The sequence below is a fragment of the Allobosea sp. CS1GBMeth4 genome (assembly GCF_900185715.1).
Classification (GTDB): domain Bacteria; phylum Pseudomonadota; class Alphaproteobacteria; order Rhizobiales; family Beijerinckiaceae; genus Allobosea.
The window spans coordinates 46341-58009 of the sequence record NZ_FYAS01000026.1 but is presented as its reverse complement, the minus strand read 5'-3'; the positions used below and the strand labels follow the sequence as shown (position 1 = coordinate 58009).

Below are 11669 nucleotides of genomic sequence, written 5' to 3'. Positions count from 1 at the left end.
AGCCGGTCGTGCCCGCCACCAGCAGATGCGGCATCCGCGCCAGATCCGCGATCACCGGCTCGCCGCCGATCGTCTTGCCCAGGCACAGCGCCAGCCTGTGCTTGGTCGCCTCGAAATCATGGCTGGCGAGCAATTCGCGCAGATACACCGTCTCGCGCTTGGCGTTCGGCAATTCGATGCCGATCGCGTTCTTGCCCTGCACCACCGCAACGCGCGCCGACACCGCGCTCATCGAGCGCGCTATGTCGTCCGCCAGCGAAATCACACGCGACGACTTCGTCCCGGGCGCAGGCTCCAGCTCGTACAGCGTCACCACCGGGCCGGGACGAACCTGGCTGATCTCGCCCCGCACGCCGAAATCCTCCAGCACGCCTTCCAGCAAGGTGGCGTTCTGCTCCAGCGCGTCGGTGGAGACGGCATTCGCGGGGATCTTCTTCGGCTCGGCCAGATAGGTCAGCGGCGGCAATTCGAAGCCGTCGCGGTCGAGCAGCGAGGGCTGCGCCTCGCGCGACAGGCGCTTGCCCGGCTTGGGCGCCCGCACCGGCTGCGCGACGCGCGGCGCGTTGAGGTCGCGCAGGTCCTGCGCCTCGAAGGGCTCGTCATCGTCGTCATCGGCAGGGCGGGCGGCGGGTCCCGGCCTGGTGGCTGCGCGCGCGAGCTCGGGGGCGACCACGGGGGCCCTGTAGGGCTCCGGATCGCCGGTGAAGTTCGGCTCGCGGCGGATCCGCCCGGCCTGGGCCGGAACGGGCATCGCGCTGGCGCCGGCGGAGGCCGGCTGCGGCGGCCGCGGCAGGCGGCGCAGGATCGCGGATTTCAGCGCCATGGCGCCATGGGCGATCCAGCCGATCAGGATCACCGAGAAGCCCGGCTCGTCGTCGCGGCGCTCCTCGCCGTCCGCGAAGGCGTCGTCGTCATGGTCGGGCTCGGGATCCTCGTCGGTGACGAAGCCGAAGCCGGCGGCGGCCGTGACGGAGAGAATGGCGATGCCGGCGAAGACGAAGGCGACAAGGCCGCCGAGCGCGGTGCCGGACAGGCCGACGATGTTGCGGGTGCCGTGCAGCAGCGCGTCGCCGATCACGCCACCCATGCCGGTGGGAAGCGGCCAGCGCGGCGTCGCCGGCAGGGCGCTCGCCACGGCGGCGGTCGAGACGATGCCGACGACCCAGAGGACGAGCTTGAGCGCGCTGCGGTCGAAGAGGTGGAAGCGGATCAGCCTGAGCGCCCAGAGCAGTGGCGGCAGCAGCAGCGCGACGACGCCGAGGCCGAGCAGCTGCATGGCGAGATCGGCGACCATGGCACCGGGACGGCCGAGCAGGTTGCGCACGGTGCCGCGCGTGGCGTTGTTGAGGCTGGGATCGTCGACGGACCAGGTGGCGAGGGCGACCGCGACGGCGATCATCACCGCCAGCATCGCCATGCCGGCGATCTCGGCGGCCCGGCGCGACAGGAATTCGCGCACCGGATCGGGCAGGCGGTCGATCAGCGATGAGGAGCGTCGGATCGTGCGCATGGGGCCGTGTCTGCGGGCGTCAGGAAGGCGGCCCCGCGGCCGCCCCGTCGAACCGGCAGGTTAGGAAGCTCCGGTTAAGACCCGCTTAACCTTGCGCTGCCGCCGCGCTCTGTCGCGGTTCTGCGGAACGATGCCGCCGCCGCCGCATTGCGAGACCAGCAGCGAGAAGGAGGACGAGATGCTCGAAGTCGATGGCAGGATCGCGCGGATCGCCCGGATCTGGCGCGGCCGAACCGTGCCGGAGAAGGCCGACGCCTATGCCGATTATCTGCTCGAGGTCGGCGTCAGGCCGCTGGCCAGGAAAGCGCTCGGCGCGCAGATGTTTCGCGAGGACCGCGAGACCGAGAGCGAGTTCGTGACGATTTCCTATTGGGAGAGCGTCGAGGCGATGTCGCGCTTCGCCGGACCCGACCCGCGCAGGATCCACCATCTCGAGCGCGATGCCGAATTCCTGATCGAGCTGCCCGACTCGGTGCAGGTCTTGGAGATCGTGCTCGACCGGGCGGAAAGCCGCGATTGAGCAGCCCAACGAAAAGCCCCGGCGGTGGCCCGCCGGGGCGTCGTTTCGTGGAAGACGAGCGCAGCGCTCAGTCGTGATAGGCGCGCTCGCCGTGTTCGGCGATGTCGAGGCCCTCGCGCTCCTGATCGGAGGTGACGCGCAGCCCGACGATCACGTCGACGATCTTGTAGAGGATCGCCGAGCCGACGCCGCTGAAGACGAGCGTGAACAGCACCGCCTTGAGCTGGGCCATGAAGGCCGTGCCGAACTCGTAGGTCGCGGCGACGAGCTCGCCCGGCTTGGTCGAGTAATCGGGGATGCCGGCGCCGCCGAGCGCCTGGTTGACCAGGATGCCGGTCGCCAGCGCACCGATGATGCCGCCGATGCAGTGGATGCCGAAGACGTCGAGCGAGTCGTCGTAGCCGAGCGCGTTCTTGACCGTCGAGCAGAAGACGAAGCAGACGACGCCGGCGACGAGGCCGAGCACGATCGAGCCCATCGGGCCGGCGAAGCCGGCCGCCGGAGTGACGGCGACGAGACCGGCGACCGCGCCCGAGACCATGCCGAGCATGGAGGGCTTACCCTTCACGGCCCATTCGACGAACAGCCAGGCGACCGCCGCCGCCGCCGTGGCGACGAAGGTGTTGATCATGGCGAGCGCGGCGGTGCCGTTGGCTTCGAGGTTGGAGCCGGCGTTGAAGCCGAACCAGCCGACCCAGAGCAGGGCGGCGCCGATCAGCGTCATGGTCAGCGAGTGCGGAGCCATGAGCTCGCGGCCGAAGCCGATGCGCTTGCCGATCAGGAGGCAGCCGACCAGGCCCGCGATGCCGGCGTTGATGTGCACGACGGTGCCGCCGGCGAAGTCGAGCGCGCCCCATTTGAACAGCATGCCGGCATCGGCATTGACCGCATCGAGCGCCGTCTGGGCCGCGGCCTTGCCGTCCGCGCCGGCCTCGGCCAGCGCCTTGGCGGCGTTGCCGACCGCGTCGGGCCCGCCCCAGTACCAGACCATGTGGGCCATCGGGAAATAGATGAAGGTGACCCAGAGCACGGTGAACAGCAGCAGCGCCGAGAACTTCATGCGCTCGGCGAAGGCACCGACGATGAGCGCCGGCGTGATGCAGGCGAAGGTCATCTGGAAGGCGATGTAGACATATTCCGGGATGACGACGCCGTTGGAGAAGGTCGCGGCAGTCGAATTGCCGTCCACGCCCCTGAGGAAGGCCTTGGAGAAGCCGCCGACGACATCGTTGAGGCCGCCGCCATTGGTGAAGGCGAGCGAATAGCCGAAGACGACCCACATCAGGCAGACGATGCTGACGATGGCGAAGACTTGGGTCAGCACCGACAGCATGTTCTTGGTGCGAACCAGGCCGCCATAGAACAGCGCGAGGCCCGGCACCGTCATCAGGAGCACGAGGATCGTCGAGCTCATCATGAAGGCGACGTCGCCCTTGTTGGGCACGGGGGCGGGGGGCGTCGCCGGGGCCTGCGCCAGCGCGGCGCCGGCCATGGCGGCAAGCGCCAGCCCGACCAGCCCGGCCCGGTTAAGGGTCTTGAAAGTCATCGTGTAACTCCTGGACAAAAGGTCGGGATCAGAGGGCGTCGCCGTCGGTCTCGCCGGTGCGGATGCGCACGGCCTTCTCGATCGACGAGACGAAGATCTTGCCGTCGCCGATCTGGCCGGTGCGGGCGGCAACGGTGATGGCCTCGATCACCTTCGGGACGAGTTCGTCGGTGACGGCGACCTCGATTTTGATCTTCGGCAGGAAGCTCACGGCGTATTCGGCGCCGCGGTAGATCTCGGTATGACCTTTCTGCCGGCCATAGCCCTTCACCTCGGTGACGGTCAGCCCGTGCACGCCGATGGCCGTGAGCCCGTCGCGCACCTCCTCCAGCTTGAACGGCTTGATGATAGCCATCACGATCTTCATGGCTGGGTTACCCCCGCTTTTGCGCCGCCCGACCACGGTCCCGACGGCATCGTTGCGCCTCTCGCGCCCTTTCGAGCCAGGCGCGTCGCGGTCGGCCTATCAAGCGGCGTGCCAACCGGGAGATGTGGCGCGCCGGCGGGCAATGCCGTGATTTCGCCATGATCGGCGGGCGCCACCGGCCGATCTATGCCCAAAATATCGGCAAATGTCGCTAAACTAGGCTCCCTGTCGGCTCAGGCCCGGTCGGGCCGCGGCCGGATCAGGCCTTCCTGCGCCACCGAGGCGACGAGTTGCCCCCGCCGGTCGAAGACGAGGCCGCGCGAAAAGCCGCGGGCACCGGAGGCGGAGGGGCTGTCCTGCGCGTAGAGCAGCCACTCGTCGGCCCGGAAAGGCCGGTGGAACCAGAGCGCATGGTCGAGGCTGGCGCCCTGGATGCGCCGGTCGAAGACGCTGGTGCCATGCGCGATCAGGCTGGAATCGAGCAGCAGCAGGTCGGAGGCATAGGCGAGGACGCTCCGGCGCAGGGCCGGCTCGTCGGGCAGGGTCTGAGAAGCCCGGACCCAGACGTTGAACTTCGGCTCGCGCGGACCGTCGACAGCGTAGCGACTGATCTCGACCGGCCGGATCTCGATGGGCCGCTCGCGCCGGTAATAGGCGCGCACGGTTTCGGGCATGTGAGGAAGCACGTCGCGCTCCATGCCGTCGCGGCCCGGAAGCTCCTCCGGCATGGGCACGGCGGGCATCGGCATCTGGTGGTCGTAGCCGGGCTCGGCGATCTGGAACGAAGCGGACATGGCGAAGATCGCCGCCTCCCTCTGCAGCGCGAGCACGCGCCGCGTCGAGAACGAGCCGCCGTCGCGCAGGCGCTCGACCTCGTAGAGGATCGGAAGCTGCGGGTCCCCCGGCAGCAGGAAATAGGCATGGAGCGAGTGCGGCTGCCGGTCCTCGACCGTCCGGCAGGCGGCATAGAGCGCCTGGCCGATCACCTGCCCGCCGAAGACCCGCGTCCAGCCATTGTCGGGGCTGCGACCGCGGAACCGGTTGTTTCCGAGCGCTTCGAGGTCGAAGATCGAGAGCAGGGTGTCGGCGGCGCGGGTCATCGGCTTGGGGCTGGCTCGCTGCGGGGCTTGCGGCGCGGTTCGGCGGAAGGCAAGACGGCACGGTTGCATCAGCGCCGAGCGGCCTTGCCGCGTCAAGCGAGGCGATACGGGGAAGGCCATGGCGCAGAGTTCCGAACCAGCGAGCCGGCGCATCGTCATCGCCGGCGGCGGCATCGCCGGGTTGACGCTCGCGGTCGCGCTGAAGCAGGCGCTGGGCGAGGGTTTCGGCGTCGTGGTCGCCGATCCGGCGCTGGCCGGACCGCCGCGCGCCGACAGCCGCGCCTACGCGGTCGCCGCCGCCGCCCGCAACATGCTGGAGGCGCTCGGGGTCTGGCGCCTGGCCGAGGCGGCGTCGACGCCGATGACCGAGATGATCATCACGGACAGCCGGACCCCCGACGTGGTGCGGCCGGTCTTCCTGACCTTCGACGGCGAGGTCGAGCCCGGACAGCCCTTCGCGCACATGGTCGAGAACGCCGCCCTCACGGCGGCGCTGCTCCAGGTCGCGCGGGCCAACGGCGTCGCGCTGCGGACAGCGGGCGTCAGCTCCGGCGCCATGGAGGAGGGTGGCGGCGTGATCGCGGTAACCTTCTCCGATGGCGGGAGCCTCGATGCGGCGCTGCTCGTCGCCGCCGACGGGGCGCGTTCCAAGTTGCGCGAGCAGGCCGGGATCGGCTGGGTCGGCTGGTCCTATCCGCAATCGGGAATCGTCGCGACGATCGGCCATGAACGGCCGCATGAAGGGCGGGCGATCGAGCATTTCCTGCCTTCCGGCCCCTTCGCAATCCTGCCGCTGCCGGACGGCGGCAAGCTCGGCCACCGCTCCTCGATCGTCTGGACCGAGCGGAGCGCGAACGTTCCGGCGCTGCTGGCGCTCGACGAGAGCGACCTGCTGCTCGAGATCGAGCGCCGCTTCGGCCTCGAACTCGGCGAGATCGCGCTGGAGAGCCGCCCCGGCGCCTATCCCCTCTCCTTCGGCATGGCGCGCCGCTTCGTCGCGGACCGGCTGGCCCTGCTCGGCGACGCCGCCCATGTCGTCCATCCGATCGCCGGCCAAGGGCTCAATCTCGGGCTGAAGGATGTCGCGGCCCTGGCCGAAGTCATCGTCGACGCCGCCCGGCTCGGCCTCGACGTCGGCGGCCCGGACGTGCTGGAAGGCTACGAGACGGGACGGCGTTTCGATACGCTCGCCATGGGCGTCGTCACCGATGGGCTCAACCGGCTGTTCTCGAACGATTCGACGCCGCTGCGGCTGGCGCGCGATCTCGGCCTCGGCCTGGTCGAGCGCATGCCGGGGCTGAAGCGCTTCTTCATCCGCGAGGCCGCCGGGCTGGCCGGCCCGACGCCGCGGCTGCTGAAGGGCGAGATGCTCTGAGGTACTACTCGCCGCGGCGTCCCTGAACCCGGTGGGTCATACCGAGTCGGACCGGCAGGATGCGCGATGCCAGGCCCTACCCGTCCAGTGGCCGCGCTTCCTCCGGCAGCATGATCGGGATGCCGTCGCGGATCGGATAGGCGAGCTTCGCCGCGCGGCTGATCAGTTCCTGGCGGGCGGCATCATATTCGAGCGTCGCCTTGCTCACCGGGCAGACGAGGATCTCCAGCAGCTTCGGGTCGATCCGCGTCGCGGCCGGTGCCGCATCCTCCTGGTCGGGCTTCATCGCAGAGTCCTCCTCAACCCCGGCGGTGCGGCAGATCGGCCAGCATGCCGGCGGCGACCATGAGCTTTGGCAGGGACAGGCCCGACATGGCAATGGCCGAGACGGTGGCGCGGGTGCGCTCGGCCTCGGCGCCACGTTCGTCGAGCCAGCCCTTCACCGCATCGGCTCCGGATTTCCCGGTTGCGATCTCCTGGGTCAGGCTCGCATGGGCGTCGGTGAGGGTCTCGACCGCGCGCTGGCGCGCCAGACGTTCGTAATCGTCGGTCGCCGGCACGGAAGCGGCGGCCGCGGCCAGGGTCGAGAAGCCGAAGATCGAATCGGCTCCGAAATGGATCCGGGCCACCTCGACGAGGTCGCGCTTCGTCCGGCTGGCGATGTCGACGATGTCGGTCGCCTCGGCCAGCCAGGGCAGGCTGGCGACGCGCGCCGCCAATGCGTCCGGCACGCCTTCCGCCGCGAGCGCGGCGATCCGGGCCGCGCGGGCCTGGGCGGCGATGTCCGGCAGTAGCTCGGCGAGCGCGGCCTCGAGCGTCGCGACGCCCGAGGCATAATGGGCCACGGTCTGCTCGATCGCGCCGGGCTCGGCGACGCCGCGGCGCAGGAACCAGCGCATCCGGTCGACGACAAGTTCCTGCGCGGCGGCGTAGAGGCCGATCTGAGTCCTGCCCGGCAGCTTGGCGTCGAGCGCGTCGATGGCGCCGTTCAGCGCGATCAGATCGAAGGAATCGCGGGCGACGGCATAGGCGGCCGCGATCGCCGGGGCGTCGGCGCGGGTCTGGTCGGCCAGCATGGCGACGATGGCAGGACCGCCCCGGTTGATGATGGCGTTAGCGAGCTGGGTGGCGACGATCTCGCGGCGCAGCTTGTGCCCGGCGATCTCGTCGCCATAGCGCTCGCGCAGCGGCTGCGGGAAATAGCGGACGAGCTCGCTGCGCAGGTAGGGGTCGTCCGGCACGGAGGATTCGAGCAGCGCGTCGTGCAGGGCGAGCTTGGCATAGGCGAGCAGCACGGCCAGCTCCGGCCGCGTCAGGCCCTCGCCGCGCTTCTCGCGCTCGATCAGGACCGCATCGGGCGGCAGATATTCGACGCCGCGATCGAGGCGACCCTCGTTCTCGAGCTGCACCATCAGGCGGCGCAGATGCGGCGTCGCCTGGACGCCCTGCGCCTCGGTCAGGGAGAGAGCCAGCGTCTGCAGATAGTTGTTGCGCAGGACGAGCAGGCCGACCTCGTCGGTCATCTCGGCGAGGAGCGCGTTGCGCTTCTCCTCGGGCAGGCGGCCGTCGCGGACCGGACCGGCGAGCGCGATCTTGATGTTGACCTCGACGTCAGAGGTGTTGACGCCGGCGGAGTTGTCGATGGCGTCGGTATTGAGGCGCACGCCGCGCCGGGCCGCCTCGATGCGGCCACGCTGGGTGCAACCGAGATTGGCGCCCTCGCCGACCACGCGGGCGCGGAGATCGGCGCCGCTGACGCGGATCGCATCGTTGGCGCGGTCGCCGACCTGGGCGTCGGTCTCGTCGCTGGCACGGATATAGGTGCCGATGCCGCCGAACCAGAGCAGGTCGACCGGGGCCTTCAGAATCGCCGTCATCAGCTCGGCCGGCGTGACCTCGGCCTTGTCGAAGCCGAGCACCTGCCGGATCTCTGCCGAGAGCGGGATGCTCTTGGCCTGGCGCGAGAACACGCCGCCGCCTTGCGAGATCAGCGACTTGTCGTAATCGGCCCAGGAGGAGCGCGGCAGGGCGAACATGCGCTGGCGCTCGAGCAGGCTCCTGGCCGGGTCGGGATCGGGATCGAGGAAGATGTCGCGATGGTCGAAGGCAGCGACCAGCCTGATCGCCGGCGAGAGCAGCATGCCGTTGCCGAAGACGTCGCCCGACATGTCGCCGACCCCGGCGACGGTGAAGGGCGTGGTCTGGATGTCGACGTCCATCTCGCGGAAATGCCGCTTCACCGCCTCCCAGGCGCCGCGGGCGGTGATGCCCATGCCCTTGTGGTCATAGCCCTGCGAGCCGCCGGAGGCGAAGGCGTCGCCGAGCCAGTGGTGCTTCTCGGCCGAGAGCGCATTGGCGGTGTCGGAGAAGGTCGCGGTGCCCTTGTCGGCGGCGACGACGAGATAGGGGTCGTCGCCGTCATGCCGGACCGTGTCCGGCGGCGGCACCACCGTCTCGCCGTCGAGATTGTCGGTCAGCTCCAGCAGGGTGCGCACGAAGATGCGGTAGCTCTCGGTGCCTTCGGCGAGCCAGGCCTGGCGGTCGCTCGCCGGCGGCAGGCGCTTGGGCACGAAGCCGCCCTTGGCGCCGACCGGCACGATGACGGCGTTCTTGACCTGCTGCGCCTTGACCAGGCCGAGCACCTCGGTGCGGAAATCCTGCGGCCGGTCCGACCAGCGCAGGCCGCCGCGCGCGACCTTGCCGAAGCGCAGATGGACGCCCTCGACCCGCGGCGAATAGACGAAGATCTCGTAGAGCGGGTGCGGCAGCGGCATGCCGTCGACGCGGCTGGAGGCGAATTTGAACGAGATCGTGCCGCGCGGATGTCCGTCCTCGCCGATCTGGAAGAAATTGGTCCGCAGAGCGGCGTCGATCAGGTTGACGAAGCGGCGCAGGATCCGGTCCTCGTCGAGGCTGGTGACGTCGGCGAGCGCCGCTTCGATCCGCTCGCGCTCGGCCTTGACGCGCCCGGCCCGTTCCGCCTCGGGCAGGCGCGGATCGAATTTGGCGACGAAGAGCTCGACCAGGCCGGTGGCGATGCCGGCATGCCGCGTCAGCGCATCGGCGATGTAGTCCTGCGCATAGGGAGCGCCGACCTGACGCAGATAGCGGCCGAGCGCGCGCAGCAGCGCCGCCTCGCGCCAGGCGAGGCCGGCGGCGAGGACGAGCTGGTCGAAGCGGTCGGATTCGGTCAGGCCGCGGAACTGCGCCATCAGCGCCGCCTCGACCGTGGGATCGAGCTTCTCGATGTCGATCTCGCCGCCGCCGGCGCGCTCGAGCGTCATGTCGTGCAGCCAGACGCGGGCTTCTCCGCCGGCCTCGGCGCTCTGCTGCGGCGCGATGTTGAAGGTGCGCTCGTTGACGACGCGGAAGCCCATGTTCTCCAGCATCGGCACGCGCTCGGAGAGCGAGATCGCGATGTCGCGCGAGAACAGCTTGAGGTTGGCGCGAACCGCGCCGTCGCCCTCGCGGCGATAGAGATCGACTGCGCGCGGCCGGTCGTCCGAGAGCTTCTGCAGCACCTCGATGTCGATCAGCGCGTCCTCGGCCGAATAGCGCTCGCGATAGGCGGCGCCGAAGGCTTCGGCGTAGCGCTCGGCGAGGGCGCGCGCGGCGGGGCCGGCCTTCTGCCCGTCGAGCGCATCCTTGAGCCCGTCGCCCCAGGTGCGGACGATCGACGCGATGCCGGCTTCGAGCGCCTTGCGGTCGATCTTGGGCGTGCGGCCCTCGTCGCGGCCGATGATGTAGTGCGTGCGGGCGAGCGGGCCCTCCGGATAAGCCGGATAGGCGGCGGAGACGCGGCCCTGGTAGATGCGGGCGAGGAACTCGCCGACGCGACGGCGCACCGTGGTGTCGTAGCGGTCCTTCGGGATGAAGATGAGCGCCGAGACGAAGCGGTCGAACTCGTCGGCGCGGGCGAGGGCGCGGATGCGTGGCCGCTCGGTCAGCTGCATGATGTCGAGGGCGAAGCGTTCCAGCGTCTCGACATCGATCTGGAAGAGCTCGTCGCGCGGGAAGGCGTCGAGCACGTTGTAGAGGGCGCGGCCGGAATAGCTCGACGGGTCGAAGCCGGTGCTCTTCAGCACGCGCGCGACCTTGAGCCGCAGATAGGGAATGGCGCGGGCGCTGCCGGTATAGGCATTGGAGGTGAGCAGGCCGACAATGCGCAGCTCGCCGTCGAGCCGGCCGTCGGCGGTGAAGAGCTTGACCCCGACATAGTCGAGATGGACGCGGCGGTGGACCCGGCTCTTGACGTTGGCCTTGGTGATGATCAGCGCCTGGGGCTTGGCCAGGAAGGCGCGGATCTCCGGCGTCATCACCACGAGCTCGCGATTCTTGCGCAGAACCCGGACATGCGGGTCGCGCAGGATGCCGAGGCCGGAGGAATCGACCGGGTCGGCCGCGGTGTCGCCACCCGCGAAGCGGTAGGCGCGGACGCCGAGCAGGGTGAAATTGTCGCTGGCGATCCATTCGAGGAAGTTCAGCGCCTCGGCGACCTCGTCCTCCGGCAGCGGCGGCGGGTTGGCGCGATAGGACTGGATCACCTCGGTGATGCGGCCGCGCATCGCCGCCCAGTCGTCGACGGCGAGGCCGACATCGACATAGACGCGGGCGAGGCCGGCGGCGAGCCGCTCGCGCGCTTCGGGCGTGTCGATCCGGTCGAGATGGATATGGATCAGGCTCTCCCGGCGGGTGCCTTCGACCGCGCGGGCCGCGGCCTCGCCCGCGAGCGAGGCGAAGGCACCGTCCTCCTTGCGCATCACGGCGAGGATGGGGTGAGCGACCAGGCGCGGCTCGTAACCCTGCTCGGCCAGCTCGGCCAGGGTCGAATCGAGCAGGAAGGGCTTGTTGTCGTTGACGACCTCGAGGATGGTGATCTGGCGCTCGCGCTCGCCTTCCGCCACCGCTTCGTCCCGGAAGCGCAGATTGGGTTCGCCGGGCTTGCGTCGGCCGCTCAGATGGGCGTAGGCCGCTTCGGCGGCGCGGGCCAGCAGATCCGGCGGCAGCGCGACGAGATCCTCGGCGACGGTGCGGCCATAGAGCAGCTTGGGGAATTCGACAGGCATCGCGGAGCCGAGCTCGCGGGCCGCCACCTCGATCGCGGTGACGGCCGCAGCCGTGGCATTCGCTTCCCGCTTGGCCATAATCGCCTTCCCCCTGCTATTTTGCCGAAGCGATGACATAGCTCATCTGCCGCCGCAACTTTCGTCGCATCGCGGCAGACAGATTGCACCAATATGGCGCGGAAGCG

The 11669-nt window shown here is 69.8% G+C and carries 8 protein-coding genes; 2 read left to right on the top strand and 6 right to left on the bottom strand.

From position 1 onward, the window contains the following. The coding region (locus tag CS1GBM4_RS16760) for a DNA translocase FtsK 4TM domain-containing protein (protein WP_186419885.1) at positions 1 to 1510 on the bottom strand (1510 nt) is incomplete at its 3' end. Between the two features lie 178 nt (positions 1511 to 1688). On the opposite strand from CS1GBM4_RS16760, the gene CS1GBM4_RS16755 reads away from it, so the two are divergent. After that, positions 1689 to 2030 carry a hypothetical protein gene (locus CS1GBM4_RS16755; RefSeq protein ID WP_186419884.1) on the top strand — a complete coding sequence of 114 codons (342 nt, stop codon included), beginning with the start codon at positions 1689 to 1691 and terminating at the stop codon, positions 2028 to 2030. A gap of 67 nt (positions 2031 to 2097) precedes the next feature. Here the strand turns inward: CS1GBM4_RS16755 and CS1GBM4_RS16750 are convergent, their stop codons facing one another. From CS1GBM4_RS16750 to CS1GBM4_RS16740, 3 genes are all read right to left on the bottom strand, one after another. Then, positions 2098 to 3522, bottom strand: a complete 1425-nt coding sequence (locus CS1GBM4_RS16750; protein WP_244607268.1) for an ammonium transporter — start codon at positions 3520 to 3522, stop codon at positions 2098 to 2100. A gap of 82 nt (positions 3523 to 3604) precedes the next feature. Beyond that, positions 3605 to 3943 carry a P-II family nitrogen regulator gene (locus tag CS1GBM4_RS16745; protein ID WP_186419882.1) on the bottom strand — a complete coding sequence of 113 codons (339 nt, stop codon included), beginning with the start codon at positions 3941 to 3943 and terminating at the stop codon, positions 3605 to 3607. 233 nt (positions 3944 to 4176) lie between these two features. After that, complete coding sequence (locus CS1GBM4_RS16740; RefSeq protein WP_186419881.1) at positions 4177 to 5043, bottom strand: acyl-CoA thioesterase II; 867 nt, start codon at positions 5041 to 5043, stop codon at positions 4177 to 4179. Positions 5044 to 5161: 118 nt separating this feature from the next. On the opposite strand from CS1GBM4_RS16740, the gene CS1GBM4_RS16735 reads away from it, so the two are divergent. After that, the gene (locus CS1GBM4_RS16735) at positions 5162 to 6418 is read left to right on the top strand and encodes a ubiquinone biosynthesis hydroxylase (RefSeq protein WP_186419880.1); all 1257 of its coding nucleotides are present in this window, start codon (positions 5162 to 5164) and stop codon (positions 6416 to 6418) included. A gap of 76 nt (positions 6419 to 6494) precedes the next feature. On the opposite strand, the gene CS1GBM4_RS16730 is transcribed toward CS1GBM4_RS16735, so the two are convergent. Beyond that, positions 6495 to 6704 (bottom strand): Trm112 family protein, encoded by a 210-nt coding sequence (locus CS1GBM4_RS16730; RefSeq protein WP_186419879.1) that lies wholly within the window; start codon positions 6702 to 6704, stop codon positions 6495 to 6497. A 13-nt stretch (positions 6705 to 6717) separates the two neighbouring features. After that, positions 6718 to 11562 (bottom strand): NAD-glutamate dehydrogenase, encoded by a 4845-nt coding sequence (locus CS1GBM4_RS16725; protein WP_186419878.1) that lies wholly within the window; start codon positions 11560 to 11562, stop codon positions 6718 to 6720. Positions 11563 to 11669: the final 107 nt, after the last annotated feature.

Excerpts from the sequence above, each read along its gene's own strand:
- CS1GBM4_RS16755 (WP_186419884.1), top strand. The coding sequence starts at position 1,689 with ATGCTCGAAGTCGATGGCAGGATCGCGCGGATCGCCCGGATCTGGCGC.
- CS1GBM4_RS16750 (WP_244607268.1), bottom strand. The coding sequence starts at position 3,522 with ATGGCCGGCGCCGCGCTGGCGCAGGCCCCGGCGACGCCCCCCGCCCCC.
- CS1GBM4_RS16745 (WP_186419882.1), bottom strand. The coding sequence starts at position 3,943 with ATGAAGATCGTGATGGCTATCATCAAGCCGTTCAAGCTGGAGGAGGTG.
- CS1GBM4_RS16740 (WP_186419881.1), bottom strand. The coding sequence starts at position 5,043 with ATGACCCGCGCCGCCGACACCCTGCTCTCGATCTTCGACCTCGAAGCG.
- CS1GBM4_RS16735 (WP_186419880.1), top strand. The coding sequence starts at position 5,162 with ATGGCGCAGAGTTCCGAACCAGCGAGCCGGCGCATCGTCATCGCCGGC.
- CS1GBM4_RS16730 (WP_186419879.1), bottom strand. The coding sequence starts at position 6,704 with ATGAAGCCCGACCAGGAGGATGCGGCACCGGCCGCGACGCGGATCGAC.
- CS1GBM4_RS16725 (WP_186419878.1), bottom strand. The coding sequence starts at position 11,562 with ATGGCCAAGCGGGAAGCGAATGCCACGGCTGCGGCCGTCACCGCGATC.